This is a genomic window from Miniphocaeibacter massiliensis (genome assembly GCF_900232905.1).
GTDB lineage: Bacteria > Bacillota > Clostridia > Tissierellales > Peptoniphilaceae > Miniphocaeibacter > Miniphocaeibacter massiliensis.
This window is the reverse complement of record NZ_OCTQ01000004.1, coordinates 60232-81351: the sequence shown is the minus strand read 5'-3', so window position 1 is coordinate 81351 and position 21120 is coordinate 60232. Positions and strand designations below refer to the sequence as shown.

Sequence of the window (21120 nt, the reverse complement as noted above, 5' to 3'; positions counted from 1 at the left end):
AGTAAAATTAAAAAAATGATATTAAAATTTTATGAAAAGAGGAAAAACAAATGAAGACTATAGGATTAATAGGTGGAATGAGTTGGGAAAGTACTGTTGAATACTACAGTATAATAAATAATACAGTAAAAGAAATAAAAGGTGGATTAAATTCAGCGGAAATTTTGTTGTACAGCGTAAACTTTAAAGAGATAGAAGAATATCAAAGTAATAACCAATGGGACAAAGCAGAAAAATTATTAACAGATATTGCAAAAAATCTTGAGTATGCAGGAGCTGACTTTATAGTTATTTGTACAAATACTATGCATAAAGTAGCTGATAAAATACAAGGAAATATTGGTATTCCTATAATTCATATAGCAGATTCAACCATAGAAAAATTGAAGGAAAATAGAATAAAAAAAGTTGGACTTTTAGGAACTAAATACACAATAAAAGAAGATTTTTACAAAAGTAGAATTGAAAATTCTGGAATAGATATTATAGTACCAAAAGAGGAAGATATAGAAATAATAAACAAAATTATTTTTGAAGAATTGTGTAAAGGTGTAATTAAAGAAGATTCTAAAAATAAGTATTTGGAAATAATAGAAAAATTAGTTGAAGGTGGGGCAGAGGGAATAATTTTAGGCTGTACAGAAATTGGACTTTTGATAAACCAAGAGGATACAAATATAAAATTATATGACACCACTATTATACATGCTAAAAAGGCAGCTGAATTATCATTAAAATAAAAGAGTCTTTTAAGACTCTTTTATTTTTTATTAATTAAATTGCAGTCCATCCGCCATCGATATTTAGTAGTTGACCAGTAGTATAAGAAGAATATTTAGATGCAAAGTATAGAATAGCAGTATCTAATTCCCCTTGTTTACCAATTCTTCCCATTGGACAATAAGTTTCTACAACAGTTCCAAACGCTTCATTGCTTAGTACATCTTTAGTCATTTCAGATTCGAAATATGCAGGACCAATAGCATTTACAGTTATTCCGTCTTTTGCCCATTCATTAGCTAATGCTTTTGTCATCATAAATACAGCTCCCTTTGTAGTACAATAAGCTGTTATCATATCTGAATGAGGCATAGCTACTCTAGAATGTATAGATCCTAAATTTATAACTCTTCCATAATGATTTTTCTTCATTATTTTTCCAACTTCTCTTACAACTTTATAAACACCATTTATATTTGTGTCCATCATTTTATTCCACACTTCATCACTCATAGTATCGGCAGGTTCACCGAGTCCAAGTCCAGCATTATTTATTAAAATGTCTATTTTACCATAGTATTTCTCTATATTAGAGACTGTATTCGTAACATTATCTGTAATTGTAACATCACAAACTTGGGTATAAACTTCATATCCCTTAGATTCTAAATCTTCTTTGGCTTTTTTTAGTTTTTCTTCTCTTCTAGCTAGTAAAGCAAGTTTTGCTCCTTGACTTCCAAGAGCATTCGCGAATTGTAAACCTAAACCACTAGATGCACCAGTAATAAGTGCTACTTGTCCTGTTAAATCAAAATAATTGTTCATAAAATCACCCCTTAACAATATATACCCAATTATAGTTTTTAAAATTTCATCTTAAAAGTTTTATAATATTGATATAATATAATTAATTTATTAAGGGAGAAAATGTTGAAAAGATATTTAGATAAAATTAGAAAATCTGAAAATAAGATAAGTTATATAAAGTATTTTATTAATAGCATTCTAATATTTATTATAGGTGCAGTTCTTGGAATTGTTTCAAAATATTTAGATATTATTCCATCAAATGAATTACTTTCAATATTGGAAAAATTAGACATAAGGAATTTTTTAAGTGGATTTTCTCTATGGTTATTAGTAGCTATTACAATTTCTGTTTACAGCAATACTTTTTTTAGGGCAGGAATAAATGTGTTTCTATTTTTCACAGGGATGCTATTAGGATATTATTTCATAACAAAAAATATTGCAGGTTTTTTACCAGTAAACTATGTAATTATTTGGGTAATTTTAACGTTGATATCTCCATTACTAGCATTTATATGTTGGTATGCCAAAGGAGAAGGAAATGTAGCGCTGTTACTTTCAGGAATTATAATTGGAGTATTTTTATCACAAGTTGTTGTATTTGGAATATTTTACACAGATATTATTTCATTAATGGATTTAATAGCTTGGCTAATATGTGTATTTATATTTTATAAAAAGCCTAATCAGCTTTTAAAAATGTTAGTCATTTCTATATTTATTTCAGTGATATATAACTTTATTTCTCCATTTGGGTACTAAAAAAGCTATACCAAATTATAGGTATAGCTTTTAATTATTTTATTTCTTTTTTCTAACAATTCTCTTAATTCCACGCATTTTATCTAACATACCACTCAAGGATGCATCGCAATTTATGTTGTAAATAAACTTGGATAATAAAGGAGCAAGGTTTACTTCTTTAAACCACGGCTTGTTTCTTATTTCGTCAGGAACATATGTTAAATTAGTTGAATAAACAGCATCTAAAAGTCCCTTTTTAAAGTATTCGTCAAATTTCTTTGGACCTTCAGTAAATAATGCAAAACTTACAGCACAGTAAATTCTTCTAGCATTTTGAGCCTTTAATTGTTCAGCGATATCTAAAACAGATTCACCAGAAGCTATCATATCATCAACTATTAGAATATCTTTACCATCAACGTCTTTTCCTATGTATCTGTGTTCAACAATAGGGTTTTTACCATTAACTATTCTACTGTAATCTCTTCTTTTGTAGAATAATCCAATATCTTGTTGTAGTACATTTGAATAGTAAACAGCTCTATCCATAGCTCCAGTATCTGGACTTATGATTATTATATTTTTAGAATCTAGTTCCTCATCACTAATTTTTTCTTTAGATAAGAAAGATTTTACAATTTCAGCTGTAGGATAAATGTTTTCAAATGATAGAAGAGGAATCGCATTTTGAACGTTAGGATCGTGAACGTCAAAAGTGTATACTCCATGCACTCCCATATTTTGTAATTCGTGTAAAGCCATTGCACAGTCTAAAGATTCTCTAGATTTTCTTCTATGTTGACGGCTACCATACATTAGTGGCATAACTACATTAATTCTTTTTGCTTTACCATTAATAGCAGATATTACTCTTTTTACATCTGCAAAATGCTCATCTGGAGTCATTCTGTTTTCAGAACCAAACATTTTGTATGTAACTCCATAATTTCCAATATCACAAAGTATAAAAATATCTTTGCCCCTAACTGACTGATCAATTTGAACTTTGCCTTCTCCATTTGAAAATCTTGTTTCAGATATGTCTATAATAAAGGAAAAGTCAGAATCATCAATATTGCTAATCCTTTTTAAATCTTTATCTAGCTTGTTTCCTAAGTCTGTTATACTCCTTAATACTATTAATCCCAATTCTCCAAGGGGACCACTAGTTAAACTAACATCAGGCATTTGTGCAACAACCTCCAATAATATTTATTTCAACTATAAGAATATCATAAGATAGTTTTTATAACAACGATTCAAGGCTGTTAGGGATATTATAAAATTTATAGATAATTTATATAAATAATTTAATGTAGTATAATAGAATACAAAATAAATTAATTTTGGAATAATTACTAAGGATATAGAACTTTGGAAGATGTAATCTACATGAGAGAAGCTTTAAAAGAAGCTAAAATTGCAAAAGACAAAAATGAAATACCAATAGGTTGTGTGATAGTTAAAGATAATAAAATTATTGCTAGAGGACATAATCTTGTAGAAACTACTAAAAATCCATTAAAACACGCAGAACTTATAGCTATAGAAGAGGCATGTAAGAATATGGTTAGCTGGAGATTACATGGATGTACTATGTATGTCACTTTAGAGCCTTGTGCAATGTGTGCAGGAGCTTTAGTTTACTCAAGGATAGATAGAGTCGTTTTTGGAGCATATGACAATAAAAGAGGGTTTTGTGGCTCAGTGGACAATTTAGGAAGTAGAAGAGAATTGAATCACAAATTTGAAGTAACATCAGGGGTTATAGAAGAAGAATGTTTAATTATTATCCAAGAGTTTTTCAAGGAGTTAAGAGAAACTAAAAAAAAGTAATTTATTTATATTTTACGATATAATATTTATATTTCATGATATAATACTTACGATATTGCATAACAATATTATAAAGATATCCTACTAAAAATATATGAATAGGAAGTGTTTTTAATAAATAGATATTATTTGCTAAATGATTATTTTAAAGATAAATATGGTAAAAAGATTTTAAAGCTATCAATTAATGCTGGATTTTCATGTCCAAATAGAGAAAATGGACTTAATGGTTGTTTGTTTTGCTCAGAAGCTGGGTCAGGAGAATTTGGAGGAAATGTTAAGAAGAGCATAACTGAACAAATAGAAGAACAAATAAAATTTTTAAGTTATAAAAATAAAAGTGATAGCTATATTGCATATTTTCAAAGTTTTACAAATACTTACGATAGTATTGATAATTTAAAAAGGAAATATTTTGAAGCTTTAAATCATGAAAAAGTAATTGGATTGGCAATAGCAACTAGACCAGATTGCATAAATAATAGTATAATTAATCTTTTAGAAGAGATAAATGAAAAATACGAGTTGTGGGTTGAGTTAGGTTTTCAAACAAGTAATGAAAATACAGCAAAGCTTATAAGACGAGGTTATATAAACGAAGTTTTTAAAAATACAGTTAATAAATTAAATAATTCAAAGATAAAGACTGTTGCTCATTTAATTTTTGGGCTTCCTTATGAAAGTGAAAAAGATTGGTTAAATAGTATTAATTATTTAGCAAATAAAAATTTGTGGGGAATTAAATTTCACAGTCTATACATACAAAAAAATTCTGATTTGTATGATTTTTATTTGAAAAATAAATTTAAGATAATAGATAAAGAGGAATATATTTCTATAGTGTCAAAAGCATTAGGATTAATTCCGAAAGAATATGTTGTTCACAGAGTTACAGGAGATGCAGATAAAACAGAGTTGTTTTTGCCTAAGTGGTCAGCAGATAAACTATCTGTAATATGTTCTATACAGAAAAAATTAAAAGAAGATAGCATATTACAAGGAAGTAATTATATAGAGTAATGTTCAAGGGGGTAAAAAATGAACTTACATATGGGTCTTGATGTAGGGTCAACGACAGTAAAACTTGTTATTATAGATGAAAATAACGAAATAAAATATAGTGTTTATAGAAGACACAAATCTAATGTTGAAGAAACTGTTAGAGAAGTAATTTTAGAAGCGTATAAAGACTTTGAAAATGATGACATTACAGTAATGGTTACAGGTTCGGGGGGGATGTTTGTAGAAAAGTATCTAGATATTCCTTTTATACAAGAGGTGGTTGCAGGTACAACAGCGATAAAAACATTCATTCCAGAAACAGACGTTGCTATAGAACTTGGAGGAGAAGACAGTAAAATAACTTACATTACAGGAAATGTAGAGCAAAGAATGAACTCTATTTGCGCTGGTGGTACTGGTGCATTTATAGATCAAATGGCTTCTTTAATAGAGACAGATGCGAAAGGGTTGAATGATTTAGCTGAAAAGTACGAAAAAATATTTCCGATAGCATCAAGATGTGGAGTTTTTGCGAAGACAGACATACAAGCATTGGTAAACCAAGGCACTTCAAAAGAGGATATAGCTGTTTCTGTTTTTCAGTCAGTAGTTAACCAAACAATATCAAACCTAGCTTGTGGGCGTCCAATTAGAGGTAATATTGCACTGTTAGGAGGACCACTTCATTTCTTGCCGAGTTTGGCAAATAGATTTATTGAAACATTAGGTGAAGAAAATAAATTCATTATTCCAGAAAATTCACAAGTTTTTGTTGCACTAGGAGCGGCTATTGCATCTAAGGAATTAGATTCTATTACTTTCAAAGAAATAATATTAAAAATAGATTCACCAGTAGAAGTAGAGTTAGATGAATCAAATATACTAGAAGCTCTATTTAAAGACGAAGAAGAACTTGAAGAGTTTAAAAAGATTCATTCACAAGATGATGTTGAGTATGGTGATATTGAAAATTATGAAGGAAACTGTTATTTGGGAATAGACGCAGGCTCTACAACATCAAAGGTTATTTTAATAGATGAAGATGGAAAAATTTTATATTCACATTATGCTAACAATAAAGGTAAGCCTTTAGAATTAGTAATTGAAGTTTTAAAGGAAATATATGGCAAATTAAATAAAAATGCAAAAATTATATCTTCAGGAATTACAGGATATGGAGAAGACTTTATTAAGTCAGCGTTAAATGTAGATGTTGGTGAAGTTGAAACAATAGCTCATTATACGGCAGCTAAATATTTTGACGAAGATGTAGATTTTATATTGGACATTGGTGGACAAGATATGAAAGCTATGCATATCACTGATGGAGTAATAGATTCTATACAGTTAAATGAAGCTTGTTCTTCAGGTTGTGGTTCATTTATAGAAACTTTTGCAAAATCATTGGGACTTTCTGTTGTTGAATTTCAAGAAGAAGCTCTAACTTCAAAACATCCAGTAGACCTAGGTTCTAGATGTACCGTGTTTATGAACTCTAAAGTTAAACAAGCACAAAAAGAGGGAGCATCTGTAGCTGATATAGCAGCGGGTTTATGTTACTCAGTAATAAAAAATGCTATACAAAAAGTTATAAAGGTAAGAGATCCTAAGAAATTAGGGAAAAACATAGTTGTACAAGGTGGAACTTTTTATGGTGATGCAATTCTTAGGTCTTTCGAAAAGATAACAGGAAGAATACCAGTAAGACCTAAAATAGCAGGACTTATGGGGGCTATGGGAATGGCGTTAATCGCTAAAGAAAAATCCACAGGAGTTTCGAATTTAGCAGATTTAGAATTTATAAACAATTTTTCATATAAACAAAAGCAAGCAAATTGTAATAAATGTAGTAACCACTGTGCTTTAAGCATTAATATTTTCTCAAATGGTAAAAGATTTATAACTGGAAATAGATGTGAAAGAGGGGCGGGAATTACTATATCGGAAGACGATAAATTACCAAACCTTTATGAATATAAATACGATAGATTGTTCAATTACTATAAGAGTTTACCAGAAGATAGGGCATTTAATGGTAAAGTTGGAATACCTAGAGTATTAAATATGTATGAAAACTATTCGTTTTGGCACACGTTTTTTACAAGTTTAGGGTATGAGGTTGTATTATCAGAACCATCTAGTAGAGAGATCTATGAAAGAGGCATAGATTCTATAACTAGTGAAACAGCTTGTTATCCTGCAAAAATGGTACACGGACATATAGAAGATCTTATAGATAAGAATGTAAGGATGATTTTTTATCCTTCTATATTTTACGAAAAACAAGAATATGAAAATGTAGATAATAATATAAACTGTCCTGTTGTTACAGGATATCCTGAAGTTATAAAAAACAACTTAGAAAATTTAGAAATAAATGAAATTAAGTTTAAAAATCCATTTTTATCTTTGCAAGATAAAGATAAACTAGCAAAAAGATTAATAGAAGAATTAGAAGATGAAAATCTAGATAAAAAGGCTATTGTAAATGCAGTAGATAAAGCTTGGAAAGAATTTGAAAACTTTAGATTAGATGTTAAAAGAGAAGGTCAGAGAGCTCTTGAATATATAAGAGAAAACAATTTGAAAGCAATAGTACTTGCAGGTAGACCATATCATATAGATCCAGGTATTAACCACGGCATTCCAGAACTTATATTATCATTAGGATGGGGAGTTTTATCGGAAGATAGTATCCTTACTTATGATGACGATATTGAAGGTAGTTTAAGGGTTTTGGATCAGTGGGTATATCATTCAAGGCTTTATAGAGCTGCTAAAATTGTTGGAAAAAGTGACGACTTAGAATTAGTTCAATTAAACTCATTTGGTTGTGGTATAGATGCAGTTACAACAGATCAAGTTAATGAAATATTAACTGCAAATGGAAAAATATATACAGTAATTAAGATAGATGAAGTATCTAATTTAGGTGCTATAAAAATAAGACTTAGGTCTTTAACACAGGCGTTAAAAGACAGAAACTTTAGAAAGCCAATAAAAGTAGAAGCACCAAAAAAAGTTTCATTTACAAAAGAAATGAGAAAAACTCACACTATATTAGCACCACAAATGGCTCCAGACCATTTTGAAATAATGCAGTCAGCTTTAGAATCTGAAGGATATAATTTTGAGTTTTTAGAAACAGTAGATAATAAAGTTATAGATGAGGGGTTAAAATATGTAAACAACGATTCATGTTATCCTTCTATAACAGTAGTTGGACAAATGCTGGAAGCTGTTAAATCAGGAAGATATGACGTAGATAATATATCCCTTTTAATGACACAAACAGGCGGAGCTTGTAGAGCTTCCAACTATGTTGGATATATAAGAAAAGCTTTAAATGAAGCGGGATATCCTGACATACCAGTAATAGCATTATCAGCTCAAGGGATAGAAAATAATCCAGGATTTAAAATAACATTTAAGTTGGCAAATAAGCTAGTTATAGCAATTCTTTATGGCGATTTAATAATGAGAGTATCTAATGCTACAAGACCATATGAATTAGAAAAGGGAAGAACGAACTCTTTAAAAGAGTATTGGATAAAAAAATGTAGAGAAGATATAAAGAAAAATAAAATGTCTGACTATAGAAGAAATGTTAGAAGAATTATATCTGACTTTACTGATATACCTGTAGATAATAACAAAGTAATTCCAAAAGTGGGAATAGTTGGAGAAATTTTAGTTAAATACCTACCAGAAGCAAATAATAATTTACAAGAAATATTGGAAAATGAGGGAACAGAAGTTGTCTTACCAGATTTAATGGACTTTTTGATGTATTGTTTAAGAAATACTCATCATAAGACTACCTTATTATCAAAAGGAAAAACATCAGCTATACTATCAAATGCAGCAGTAAAATATGTAGAATATTATAGATCATTTATTAGAAGTGAGTTGAAAAAATCTAAGTTTCATGCACCGTTGGAAGTTACTCAATTAGAAGATATGGCAGAAACAATAGTATCTTTGGGAAACCAATATGGAGAAGGATGGCTATTAACTGCTGAGATGATAGAGTTAATAGAAGATGGAGCAAATAATATTGTTTGTATTCAGCCATTTGGATGCTTGCCAAATCATATAACAGGAAAAGGTGTAATAAAGAGAATTAGAGAACTGCACCCAGAGGCAAATATAATTCCTATTGACTACGATCCAGGAGCAAGTGAGGTAAATCAAGTAAACAGAATAAAATTAATGTTATCTCAAGCAAATGAGATTTTAGAGAAACAAGAAGCGATTAAAAAATCTTAGAAATTTTGTAACATTGAGGAGATTAGCGAAATGGCTAATTTCCTCGATTTTTTTTATAGTTTTATTTTGAGATTATATTTTTTAGTGATATAATATTTAAGAATTATCTAATTTAAATTGGAGGCAATATGAAATTAAGGTCGATAGTAGTATTTTTTGTATCACTTTTAATATTTGGTGGTGCATATTTTGTAATAGATAGATTTGTGGATTTATCATCTCAAACATTAGTGGAAATAAACCCTGAAGATTTAGGGGAAGGTAATATAATAGATGAATTTGGAGATGATTTATTATTTTTATTAATAGGTGTAGATGAAAACGAAGATGCAATCGGAGATGCTAAAAATAAGCATGTAAGAACAGACACTATGATGCTTGTAAATATGAATTTTGAAACAGGTGATATAAAAATAATTTCTATCCCTAGAGATACAATGGTTAAGTACAAAGGCGAAAGCATGAAAATAAATGGTGCACATTCTCATGATGGTCCAACGGGAGCATTAAATGCTGTTAGGAAGTTAACTGGACTTGATGTAGATTATTATATGAGCGTAAATTACAAAGCAGTAACTGATATAGTAGATACAATAGGTGGAGTAGAAGTAGATTCTCCAGTAAGAATTAGACCAAGAGGAACGGAAATTGTAATTCCAGAAGGTAAGTCTACGTTAGATGGAGAAAAAGCTCTTCATTTTGTAAGAGCTAGAGAAGTGTTACCAACAGGTAGTGATTTAGCAAGAGTAGAAAACCAACAGTATTTTATGAAACAATTAGTTGATACTGTACTACAACCATCAAATATATTAAAGATAGGAAAAATATTTGATGTATACAAAGAAAATGTTACAACTAATATAGATCTTTCAAAATTTAAAATAAGTGATATGGCAACTATAGCTTCAAGCTTTGGAAAAGAAAAAATGGAAACTAAGACATTACCAATAGCTATTCCTGAAGGTAAATCTTATGTTTTACCTAAGAAAAAAGAAATTGCCACTTTGATGGCAAATTGGTTTCCAGACTATATTTTGGATAAAAATCAATTAGATAAATACGAAGATGGTAATTATTCAGACGATAGTGATGATAGCGTATCTTACAATAAAAATAAATCTAATAACAATAAAAAATCTTATAATAGTAATAATTAGGTGATTAAATGCGTTTAGCGAGAAAAAAAGAACATGTTGAAAATTATTTAAAGTCAGATTTTAATGGGGAGACTTTATTTTCAAATGTATATATAGAGAATAATGCATTACCAGAAATGGACTTTGATGAAATTGATACAAGTTTGAATTTTTTAGGAAAAACAGCTAGCTTTCCGGTTATGATAAATGCTATAACAGGTGGAGGAGAAGAATTAACAGATATAAATGAAGATTTAGCCAGACTTGCTAAAATTTTCAATATACCTATGGCTGTAGGTTCTCAAACTATAGCAATTGAAAATCCCGAATGTATATCTTCATTTGAAATAGTTAGAGATATACTGGATAGTAAAAACATAGTAATAGGGAATGTATCGGCAAATGTGTCTGTAGATTATTTTTTAAAGTCATCAGAAATGATAGAAGCAGATGCTATGCAAGTTCATTTAAATGTAGCCCAAGAGATGTTTATGAAAGAGGGAGACAGAAATTTTAAGGGAATTATAAGTAACATAGCTAATCTTATAGAAAATTATAAAAAACCTATAATAGTAAAAGAAGTAGGTTTTGGAATATCTAAACAAGTAGCTACTAAATTGTTTGATATAGGGATAAAATATATAGATATAGCAGGTTCAGGTGGCACTAACTTTATAGAGATAGAAGATATTAGAAATTTTAGTACTGACTTTACAGATATGTATAATTGGGGAATTCCAACAGCTAAGGCGTTAATAGAGTGTAGAAGTATATCAAAGAATCTACAGATTATTAGTAGCGGAGGAATAAAAACAGCTCAAGATATAGTAAAATCTTTAATTTTAGGTGCTGACATGGTAGGAATAAGTGGAGAAATATTATCTTATTTAATGCATGGTGGATTTGAAGCAGCTAAAGAGTATATTGACTCATTAATATACAAAACTAAAGCATTAATGATGCTTTTAGGAAAGAAAAATATTGAAGAATTAAAAACCGTAGATTATAAATTAACAGGAACTTTAAAAGAATTAATTAATATTTAAAAAAGAATACCTAGGTATTCTTTTTTAATGCTCTTTTCTATATTTTGTCATTACCTGTGCGAAAATTTCTCCACTGGTAGGAGGAGTAAATGTTATTGCATTTGCTCCAGCATCAATAGTTTCTTGTATTAATTCCTCACTTTTACCACCAGTAGCTATAATAGGGAATTTATCTCCTAGTATAGATCTAACTTTTTTTACTATTTTGACAGTATCTTTTCCACCAGAAATATTAAAAATATCAGCACCAGCTTTTGCTTTACCTTCAAAATCATCATTTTCAGATATAACGGTTGCAACTACAGGAATATCTAAAGATGAAGATATTAACTCTAAATTTTCATTAGTAATAGGTGCATTTACAACGACACCATAAGCTCCTAAAAGTTCAGCTTGAAGAGCTAATGTTAAAGAACGTTCACCAGAAGTGAGCCCACCACCAACTCCTACAAACAAAGGAGTAAAAGACGAGGACATAAGAGCTTGGGTTATTGTTAAAGTTGGAGTAAAGGGATAGACTGCTAATACTGCATCAGGATTACTATTTTGAATTATAGCTACATCTGTAGAAAAAATTAACGATTTAATTCTTTTGTTAAGAACTATTATTCCACTAGCATTTCTGATTACATTTGGTAACTTCACAGAACGTTGTCTTAATTTTGAAGTTATCTCAGGAACAAAATTATTTTTCACTTGCTACCTCCTAAAATATATTTAGTAAAGTATAACATAAACAATAATATAAAATCAGAAAAAATTGATATTTAAATTTAGTTATGATATTATACATAGGTAAATCCTTGCTCCACTAGTGGGCCAGAGACCAGAAGGAGGTGTTATTAATGAGAAAATATGAAGGAGTTTTCGTATTTAAACCAGAATTAGATGAAGAACAAAGAAATCAAGCTTTTGATCGTATTAAAGAAGCTATTGAATCTAATGGTAAAATTTTAGAGATTGCTGATTGGGGAAAAAGAAAACTAGCATATGAAATTAACTATATAAAAGAAGGATACTATTATATTGTTAATTTTGAAGCTACTCCAGAATCAATCACAGAGATTGAGAGAAGAAGTAGAATATCTGATGCAATCATTCGTTACATGGTTGTTAAAAAGGATGCATAGGAGGATATTAGCTTGAATAATGTAATTTTAATAGGCAGATTAACTAGAGATCCAGAATTAAGATATACTGCAGGTAGTGGAAATGCAATGTGTAGATTCACAGTAGCTGTAGATAGAGGATTATCTAGAGATAAAAGAGCTGAAATGGAACAAAGAGGCCAACCTACAGCAGACTTTATAGGCTGTGTTGCTTGGGGGAAAACTGCCGAATTAGTAGCTAATTATTTATCTAAAGGTAGACAGGTAGCTTTACAAGGTAGAATCCAAACAAGCTCATATGAAGGAAAAGATGGAAATAGAATATATAGGACAGATGTTGTTGCTGATAGAATAGAATTTATTGGTAGTAATCAAGGTTCTAACCAAGGAATGAGTACAGGGTTTAATCAAAGTAATAACCACAATCAAAATGCAGGATTTAACCAAGATTTTAATGACGATAATTTTGGATTAGGTGATGATGCCTTTCCATTGAATGATGAAGATATACCATTTTAATAATTAGGAGGACTTTAAGTGCAAAGAAGATATAGACCTAGAAAAAAAGTTTGCGCTTTTTGTGCTGATAAAAACAAGACCATAGATTACAAAGATATTAATACATTAAAAAAATTTGTAAGCGAAAGAGGAAAAATTCTTCCTAGAAGAGTAACTGGTTGTTGTGCAAAGCACCAAAGAGCAGTAACTGAAGAAATAAAAAAAGCTAGACAAGTGGCATTATTACCATATAGTGCTGAATAAGATAAAGTTTAAAAGCTCTGCATATGCAGAGCTTTTTTTATATTCTCTAGTAGTATTATGTTATAATGAAAGATAGATAAAATCTTTAGGAGCAATTTATGAAAATTTGTTATTTATCAGATGCTACAAGTTCTCACACAAGAAAATGGTGTAGCTTTTTTTTAAGTAAAGGATATGAAGTAATAGTTATATCGCTAGGCGATGCTAAGATTGAAGGTTGTAAAGTTTTTTCTTTTGGAGTAAAAGATTTTGCAAAAAAAAGTGATTTTAATAAATTATTTTCATATACTACAAAAATAAAAAAAATAAGAAAAATTATAGAAGAAGAAAAGCCAGATATAATTCACGCTCATTATGCAACTAGTTATGGAGTATTGGCTTCTATGTTAAAAATTCATCCATATATATTGTCTTTTTGGGGTTCAGACGTTTATGACTTTCCCAATAGATCTATTTTGCATAGGACTATGTTGAAATATAATATAAGATCTTCAGATTATATAATGTCAACTTCGGAAAATATGAAGAGAGAGATAGAAAAATACACCAAAAAGGATATAATAGTAACTCCTTTTGGAGTAGATATAAATAAATTTAAACCTTTAAAACTAGAAAGAGATAACAACTTTACAGTTGGCAGTATAAAATCTTTTTATAAAATATATGGTTTAGATTACTTAATAAAAGGATTCAAAATATTTATAGATAGAACGGCAAATTCAAATGCAAAATTATTACTAGCCGGAAAAGGAATTGAAGAAAATAATTTGAAAAGGCTTGTTAGAGAATTATATTTAGAAAAAAATGTTGAGTTTTTAGGTTTTTTAAATGTTGATAAAGTAGTAGAAACATTTAATAAAATAGATGTTGCAGTTTTTCCATCAGAATCTGAAAGTTTTGGAGTGGCAGCAGTGGAAGCTCAAGCATGTGGAGTTCCAACGATAGTATCAAATGTAGGAGGTCTTCCCGAGGCTACAAATCCAGGTAAATCTAGTATAGTTATTGAACCAAAAAATGAATTTGAAATAGCGAAAGCACTGGAAGATTTGTACAAAAACAAGGAAAAAAGACTAGAAATGGGAACAAATGGAAGAGAATATGTTCTAGAAAAGTATAATATTGACGATAATTTTAATTACGTCGATAGTATTTATAGAAAAATTATTGAGGAAAAAGAGTAAAAGTATGAGATATATTAGGACAATAGCATTAATAGTATTAGATATTTTATTAATAAATTTTAGTTATATATTTGGCTTATTTTTAAAGTTTGAAGGAGCATTACCTAAGATATACTTAGATAAATATTTAAGCTATGCAATATATATTACTTTATTACAAATAGTTATATTTTACATTTTTGGTTTATATAAGACTATGTGGAGATATGCAAGTATATCGGAATTTATAAAGGTAATATCAGCAATAGTAATAGCAACTGTTATATCTGCAATGATATTCATAACTACAGAAGCAGCTTTACCAAGATCAATTTATGTATTAGCGCTTTTATTGGAAATATTTTTAATTGGGGGAATCAGATTTCTATCTAGGGCGAGATATATAATATCTCCAATTAATGGACAAAACAAAAAACCAAGAATGGATGCTAAAAGAACAATGATAATAGGAGCAGGAGAAGCTGGTGTAATGGTTCTTAAAGAGTTAAGAAAACATTCAGAAATATCTTCAGTACCTGTTGCATTTATCGACGATGATATAAGTAAAAAAAGTAAGAATGTAATGGGAGTTCCTGTAGTAGGAAATAGATATGAAATTATAAAAGTAGCAAAAAATTATAAAATTGAAGAAATAATTTTAGCTATGCCTTCAATTTCTAGAGAAGAGCAAAGAGAAATATTAGAGATATGTAATAAAACAAAAATAAAGACAAAAATAATCCCAGGATATTACAGAGTAATAGAAGAAGATAAGTTTGACCTAAGTTCAATAAGAGAAGTAGAAATAGAAGATTTGCTAGGTAGAGATGAAATAAAACTAGATACAAATTCCTTAGAAGAATTTATAAAAGACAGAGTTATATTGGTTACAGGAGCAGGAGGATCAATAGGTTCTGAACTGTGTAGACAAATAATAAAATATGCTCCTAAACTTTTAGTTATGGTAGATATATATGAGAATAATGTATATGATATACAAAATGAATTAAAAAGAACATATAAAAATCCAAAGATAGAAGTTTTAATAGATAGTATTAGGGATTTAGAAAGAATGGAATTTATATTTAGTAAATATAAACCAGAAGTAGTATTTCATGCAGCGGCACACAAACATGTGCCATTAATGGAAGATTCACCTATATCAGCAATTAAAAACAATGTTTTTGGAACTCTTAATTTACTAAACTGTTCTGACAAGTACAATGTTGATAAATTTGTAAATATTTCAACAGATAAAGCAGTAAATCCAACATCAGTTATGGGTTGTACAAAGAGAGTTTGTGAAATAATGATACAAATTATGAATAAAAAATCTAAAACGGATTTTGTAGCAGTTAGATTTGGAAATGTATTAGGATCAAATGGATCAGTAATACCTTTATTCAAGAAACAAATTAAAGAAGGTGGGCCTGTTACAGTAACACATCCTGACATAATTAGATATTTTATGACTATCACAGAAGCTTGCCAATTAGTTATGCAAGCAGGAGCGATAGCTAGAGGTGGAGAAATATTTATATTAGATATGGGAGAACCCGTTAAAATTGTTGATCTAGCAAATAAATTAATAGAGTTGTCAGGATTAGTTCCAAATGAGGATATAAAAATTGAATTTACAGGACTTAGACCTGGTGAAAAACTTTATGAAGAATTACTTTTAAATACAGAAAATTCAAATAAAACAGAATTTGATAAAATATTTATAGAAAATCCATATGAACATGATGAAGACAAATTAGAAATAGGTTTAAATAAATTAAGAGAAGACATTCATAATGGAAGTAAAGAAGATATAGTACAAGATTTAAAGTATATAGTTCCTAATTTTACACCAGATATGAAAAGTGGAGAAGTTAATGAAAGATAAGGCGTTAGAAGTTTGTTCTTACTATATGGGAACGAGCTTGTACAAAAATTTGTTTGATCAATTTACAGATAAAAAAGTAGATCATGATATATTGTATTTCTGTTCAAGACCAACAGTTCTAAAGAAAGATATACCTGAAAATTTTATAGTATCTCAACCTTATGAACCAATAGATAGATTGTTTTTTTTCAGAAAACACAGGAAAGTATATGAGGATATACAAGAAAAAGTTGACTTTGACAAATATTATTTAACTCACGCGCATTCACTAGTGTCTAATGGATATATATCTTTAAAAATAAAAGAAAATTATGGAATACCATATATAGTAGCAGTTAGAAATACAGACCTATTTGTATTTTTGAAACATTATCCATTTATAAAAAACACAGCTAGAAAAATTTTAGATGAGGCAGAGAATGTAATATTTTTGTCTCCAGCATATAGAGATATAACAATAAATAAATATGTCAAAAAAGAAAATAGGAAAAAAATAGAGGAAAAATCTTTTATTTTACCAAATGGTATTGATAAATATTTTCTAGACAATAGAAAAGTAAAGATAAGAGAAAGTGATAAAAAAATAAACTTAGTATATGTTGGAAGAGTTGATGATTTAAATAAAAATGTACTAACTTCAGTTAAAGCTTGTAAAATATTAATAGAACAAGGATACGATATTAAATTTACAGTAGTAGGCAGACTAGAGAATTCTTTATTTAAGAAAGTATTGTTAAAAAACAAATTTGTACATCATGTACCTAGCACAGATAAAGAAGGTGTTAGGAAAGTATTAGACAGTAATGATATATTCTTGATGCCTTCTAAAAGGGAAACTTTTGGATTGGTCTATGTAGAAGCAATGAGTCAAGGGTTACCAGTAATATATACTAAAGGACAAGGATTTGATGGACATTTTAAAGAAGGATATGTAGGATATCATGTAGTTTATAACAATGCTAATGATATATCTGAACGTGTAAAAGATATACTAAATAATTATAATGAAATGTCTAAAAATGCTTCAGAAGAAGCTATGAAATTTAATTGGAAAGAAATTTCAAATAAATATATAGATATATATAACAATATAAGGAATGAAAAGATATGAAAGTAATGATAACTTCGCAAGGTTATCCTACAGACAAATATCCTATGCATGGAATACATCAATTTTCATATGCAAAAGCCTTGAAAAAAAATGGTTTCGATGTTTATGTTGTAGCTTTAGATTTAAGATCCTTTAGAAGAAAGAGAAAATGGGGTTTTGAAGAAAAGATAGTAGAAGGTATTAAAGTTTATGCAGTAAATATACCATTAGGAAACATAAACCAGAAAAAATTATGTGAAATTGGAGCCTTTTTCTTGAATAAATATTTAGACAAAATACTAGAAAAAGAAAATGGTACAGAGATTATACATTCACATTTAGCAGAAACGTCATATTCATTTATTAAAAGTTTAAAAAAGAAAGGGTATAAAATACCTATTGTTGCAACAGAACATTATTCAACTTTAAACAAAGATAGTGTAATTGAAATAAGAAAAGACTACTATGAGGTTGCAAAATACGTTTACAGTAATGTATCAGAAGTTTTAGTAGGAAGTCCTGTATTTCAAAGTAGAATATACAAAAATTTTGGTGTTAATCCAATATGTACTCCAATAGTAACTAATACAGAAGAGTACAAAGTTGTTAAAGAGAATTTTGATGAAGAAGGATATAGAATAGTATCTACTGGAAATTTGAAAAAAGATAAAGGATTTAGGGAATTGATAAATGCATTTGCAATTGCATTTAAAGATAAAAGGGCTACGCTAAATATTTTTGGAGAAGGACCAGATAAAAGTTATTTACAAGAATTAATAAAAGAATTATCTTTACAAGATAAAGTGTTTTTAAGAGGATTTAAAAGTAAAAAAGATTTAGCAAAAGAATATAATGATTCTAATTTATTTGTATTAGCGTCTTACACAGAAACATTTGGTAAAGTATATATTGAGGCTATGTGTTGTGGTTTGCCAGTTATTACAACTAATAATGGTGGTAGTGAACAGTTTATAGAAGAATTTAATGGTATCATAGCAAACAAAGGTGATATAAAAGATTTAGCAAATAAACTGATACTAATGTATAATAATAGATATAAATTTGAAAAAACTATAATTAGTGATTATGCAGAAAGTAATTTCTCAGAAACAGCATCTATAAATGAATTAAAAAAAATTTATTCTGCAGTATTAAAAGGGGAAAAATATGCCAGATAAAAAGAAAAGAAGCTTTAGTGATATCAATAAGAAATATAGTTTCCTTGATGAAGGTGTTGAGGGTTTAAAGGACAGAAATGTAAGTAGAGCGGATCAATCTAGAAAGAGTTCTAATGGTGAAGAACAAAAATCAGCTAAAGAAAATAATTTACAAAAAAATAGAAGACCAAGGCCAAGACAATCTCAACCTAGTAGGGAAAGAAGTAAAGGTTATGATTCTAACTTAGGATTTACTATTAAAATGGATCCAGAAAGTATAGAGAAAGAAAGAAGAAGACTAGAACGAAAAGCGAGGATGGAAAGAGAGAAAAAGCGTAGAAAAAGACGTTTTATATTTTTTTTAGCTTCAATAGTTTGTGTAATTTTAGTTGCAATATTAATAAAGACCGCATTTAGTTCTAAAGGTAAAGATGAAAAAAATAAAAATACTAATAAAGTAACAGAGACAAAAAATGAGAATAGCCAAGAATTTGAAACTCTAAAAGGCTTTATGTTAACTAATAGTGCTATAAAGATGTATAAAGAAAATAATACAAGTACAGAACTAAAAGAAATTCCAGCGGGAACTTACTTAGAAAGTTATGGAACTATAAATGATTTTACAAAGGTTAAATATTTAGAAGAGGTTGGATTTGTTGAAACAAAAAATCTAACAAATGCAAGTAAAGGAAAAGAATTAAAGGTAATAAATGGACTTTTAGTAGTTAATGATGAGTATTCTTTACCAAGAGATTATGAGCCAAACTTTAACTCAGAAGCAAAACAAGCTTTTGACAATATGGTTTACAAGGCAAAAATTGATGATATAAAAATTAATTCTGCATCTAATTTCCTTAGTTATGATATGTTAGCACAATCTTATACAGATGGTGTAAGTTCTTATGGTGAGTATAAGAAAGATGGAACTGAAGTAGAATTAGGACATAGTGAGCATCAAACAGGTCTAGCAATAGATGTAGTAGATGAAGATTATGAAAATAAGTATAGTGTTAAATTTGCAGAAACCAAGGCATATGATTGGTTATTTGAAAATGCACACAAAAATGGATTTGTATTTAGATATCCTAAAGACAAGGAAGATATTACTGGTAGAAAATTTGAACCTTGGCATCTAAGATATGTAGGAACAAAAGCAGCCTTAGAAATGAAAGAAAAAGATTTAACATTAGAAGAGTATTTGAATTTAGCAAAGGTTGAAAATAATACAACTAGTAGTGAGCCTAGTAGTGAAAATAAAAATAATTCTGAGCTAAATAACGAAAGTAATAAAAATTCAAATACAGATGAATAAAATTAATGAAAAATCAACAGCTTTAACTGTTGATTTTTTGTATGATTTGTTAGATATTATTTATGCTAAAATAATTTTAAAGTTAAATTATTTAGTTAGGAGAATAATATGGATAAAGTAGTACTATATGTAATAGCAATCTTACTTATATATATTTTTTTAAAAATAATAAAAACATCTGTAAAATTTTTTGGAAAAATAGCAATAAATGGTATAATTGGGGTGGTAAGTCTATTATTATTTAATTTAATTGGAGAATATTTTGGTTTAAATTTAGAATTGACACCAATAAACGCATTAATTACTGGAGCATTTGGCATTCCAGGACTAATTGTGTTATTATTTATTAATGCATAATAAAATATAAAGATTTGTATAAATTTGGAGGGAATTATGGCAGAGTTTAAATTAGAAGCTAAAAAAAGAGAAGGTACAGGTAAAAACAAAGTAGATAAAATGAGAGTTGAAAAATTAATACCTAGTATTGTATATTCAAAAGGAAAAGAATCTCAACCAATAGTAGTAGATTCAAAAGACTTTGATAAAATCTATTTGGAAGCAGGTACAAGTAATATTATTGAGTTGGATATAGAGGGAATAAACCAACCAGCTCTAATAAAGGAAGTTCAAAAACATCCATTTAAAAACCAATATCTACATGTGGATTTCCAAGGAGTAGATATGTCAGTTAAGATGAAAGTATTTGTACCAATAGTATTAGAAGGAAGAGATTCCATAAGAGTTCAACCATCAGTGTTAATGCAATTGGTAAATGAAGTTGAAGTAGAATGTCTACCAGCTGATTTACCAAGTGAAGCAATAGTAAATGTTGAAAATATGCAAATTGGTGAAAATATCACAATTAAAGACTTAGATGTATTTAGTGACAGCAAAGTTGAAGTATTAACAGATTTAGAAGAAGTTGTAGCAACACTATCTGAACCAAGAGAAGAAGTTATCGAAGAAGATGTAGATGTTGAAGCAGGAGAAGTTCCAACAGTAGGAGAAACTGAAGAATCATCTGAAGAATAAAAAAATATTGACATTAATTATATAACTGATATAATAATAATGTTAAT

20 protein-coding genes and 1 other annotated feature (1 of these 21 only partly in view) are annotated in these 21120 nt (G+C 28.8%); of the genes, 17 read left to right on the top strand and 3 right to left on the bottom strand.

Translation table 11 applies throughout. The features are described from left to right. Positions 1-50: 50 nt before the first annotated feature. On the top strand, positions 51-740 hold the full coding sequence (locus tag CS899_RS08250) for an aspartate/glutamate racemase family protein (protein ID WP_100065717.1): 690 nt from the start codon (positions 51-53) through the stop codon (positions 738-740). A gap of 34 nt (positions 741-774) precedes the next feature. On the opposite strand, the gene CS899_RS08245 is transcribed toward CS899_RS08250, so the two are convergent. Further along, the gene (locus CS899_RS08245) at positions 775-1545 is read right to left on the bottom strand and encodes an SDR family oxidoreductase (protein WP_100065716.1); all 771 of its coding nucleotides are present in this window, start codon (positions 1543-1545) and stop codon (positions 775-777) included. A 105-nt stretch (positions 1546-1650) separates the two neighbouring features. Here CS899_RS08245 and CS899_RS08240 point away from each other — a divergent pair, with 105 nt between their 5' ends. Then, positions 1651-2292 carry a hypothetical protein gene (locus tag CS899_RS08240; protein WP_100065715.1) on the top strand — a complete coding sequence of 214 codons (642 nt, stop codon included), beginning with the start codon at positions 1651-1653 and terminating at the stop codon, positions 2290-2292. Between the two features lie 39 nt (positions 2293-2331). Here CS899_RS08240 and CS899_RS08235 read toward each other — a convergent pair whose 3' ends face one another. Then, on the bottom strand, positions 2332-3462 hold the full coding sequence (locus CS899_RS08235; RefSeq protein ID WP_100065714.1) for a ribose-phosphate pyrophosphokinase: 1131 nt from the start codon (positions 3460-3462) through the stop codon (positions 2332-2334). A gap of 186 nt (positions 3463-3648) precedes the next feature. Here CS899_RS08235 and tadA point away from each other — a divergent pair, with 186 nt between their 5' ends. The 5 genes from tadA (at position 3649) to fni (ending at position 11563) form a co-directional block, all read left to right on the top strand. Then, complete coding sequence (gene tadA / locus CS899_RS08230; protein WP_207204771.1) at positions 3649-4110, top strand: tRNA adenosine(34) deaminase TadA; 462 nt, start codon at positions 3649-3651, stop codon at positions 4108-4110. A 129-nt stretch (positions 4111-4239) separates the two neighbouring features. Then, positions 4240-5130 carry a tRNA modification radical SAM protein MnmL/YtqA gene (mnmL, locus tag CS899_RS08225; RefSeq protein WP_242491894.1) on the top strand — a complete coding sequence of 297 codons (891 nt, stop codon included), beginning with the start codon at positions 4240-4242 and terminating at the stop codon, positions 5128-5130. A gap of 18 nt (positions 5131-5148) precedes the next feature. Then, a complete protein-coding gene (locus tag CS899_RS08220; protein ID WP_100065712.1) occupies positions 5149-9381 on the top strand; it encodes a 2-hydroxyacyl-CoA dehydratase in 4233 nt (1410 codons plus the stop codon). A gap of 128 nt (positions 9382-9509) precedes the next feature. After that, positions 9510-10538 carry an LCP family protein gene (locus CS899_RS08215; RefSeq protein WP_100065711.1) on the top strand — a complete coding sequence of 343 codons (1029 nt, stop codon included), beginning with the start codon at positions 9510-9512 and terminating at the stop codon, positions 10536-10538. A gap of 8 nt (positions 10539-10546) precedes the next feature. After that, complete coding sequence (fni, locus tag CS899_RS08210) at positions 10547-11563, top strand: type 2 isopentenyl-diphosphate Delta-isomerase (RefSeq protein ID WP_100065710.1); 1017 nt, start codon at positions 10547-10549, stop codon at positions 11561-11563. 24 nt (positions 11564-11587) lie between these two features. Here the strand turns inward: fni and CS899_RS08205 are convergent, their stop codons facing one another. Continuing rightward, positions 11588-12259, bottom strand: a complete 672-nt coding sequence (locus CS899_RS08205; RefSeq protein WP_100065709.1) for a beta/alpha barrel domain-containing protein — start codon at positions 12257-12259, stop codon at positions 11588-11590. A gap of 149 nt (positions 12260-12408) precedes the next feature. Between CS899_RS08205 and rpsF the strand changes: the two genes are divergently transcribed. The 10 genes from rpsF to CS899_RS08155 all read left to right on the top strand — a co-directional run bounded on the left by rpsF (position 12409) and on the right by CS899_RS08155 (position 21073). Beyond that, the gene (gene rpsF / locus CS899_RS08200; RefSeq protein ID WP_100065708.1) at positions 12409-12693 is read left to right on the top strand and encodes a 30S ribosomal protein S6; all 285 of its coding nucleotides are present in this window, start codon (positions 12409-12411) and stop codon (positions 12691-12693) included. A gap of 12 nt (positions 12694-12705) precedes the next feature. Further along, a complete protein-coding gene (locus CS899_RS08195) occupies positions 12706-13191 on the top strand; it encodes a single-stranded DNA-binding protein (RefSeq protein WP_100065707.1) in 486 nt (161 codons plus the stop codon). A gap of 18 nt (positions 13192-13209) precedes the next feature. Beyond that, positions 13210-13434: a 30S ribosomal protein S18 gene (gene rpsR, locus CS899_RS08190; protein ID WP_100065706.1), complete on the top strand. Its 225-nt coding sequence runs from the start codon at positions 13210-13212 to the stop codon at positions 13432-13434. A 98-nt stretch (positions 13435-13532) separates the two neighbouring features. Beyond that, positions 13533-14615 carry a glycosyltransferase family 4 protein gene (locus CS899_RS08185; RefSeq protein ID WP_100065705.1) on the top strand — a complete coding sequence of 361 codons (1083 nt, stop codon included), beginning with the start codon at positions 13533-13535 and terminating at the stop codon, positions 14613-14615. 4 nt (positions 14616-14619) lie between these two features. Next, on the top strand, positions 14620-16482 hold the full coding sequence (locus tag CS899_RS08180; RefSeq protein WP_100065704.1) for a polysaccharide biosynthesis protein: 1863 nt from the start codon (positions 14620-14622) through the stop codon (positions 16480-16482). Next, positions 16472-17593: a glycosyltransferase family 4 protein gene (locus CS899_RS08175; protein ID WP_100065703.1), complete on the top strand. Its 1122-nt coding sequence runs from the start codon at positions 16472-16474 to the stop codon at positions 17591-17593. Before CS899_RS08180 ends, CS899_RS08175 begins: the two co-directional genes overlap by 11 nt. After that, on the top strand, positions 17590-18750 hold the full coding sequence (locus CS899_RS08170) for a glycosyltransferase (RefSeq protein WP_100065702.1): 1161 nt from the start codon (positions 17590-17592) through the stop codon (positions 18748-18750). Before CS899_RS08175 ends, CS899_RS08170 begins: the two co-directional genes overlap by 4 nt. Next, entirely contained in the window at positions 18740-20041 is a 1302-nt protein-coding gene (locus CS899_RS08165) for a D-alanyl-D-alanine carboxypeptidase family protein (protein ID WP_100065701.1), read from the top strand. Before CS899_RS08170 ends, CS899_RS08165 begins: the two co-directional genes overlap by 11 nt. A gap of 108 nt (positions 20042-20149) precedes the next feature. After that, positions 20150-20398: a pro-sigmaK processing inhibitor BofA family protein gene (locus CS899_RS08160; RefSeq protein WP_100065700.1), complete on the top strand. Its 249-nt coding sequence runs from the start codon at positions 20150-20152 to the stop codon at positions 20396-20398. A gap of 36 nt (positions 20399-20434) precedes the next feature. Then, positions 20435-21073 carry a 50S ribosomal protein L25 gene (locus CS899_RS08155; RefSeq protein WP_100065699.1) on the top strand — a complete coding sequence of 213 codons (639 nt, stop codon included), beginning with the start codon at positions 20435-20437 and terminating at the stop codon, positions 21071-21073. A 40-nt stretch (positions 21074-21113) separates the two neighbouring features. Then, positions 21114-21120: a sequence feature (ribosomal protein L10 leader region), on the top strand; it runs 116 nt beyond the window's last position.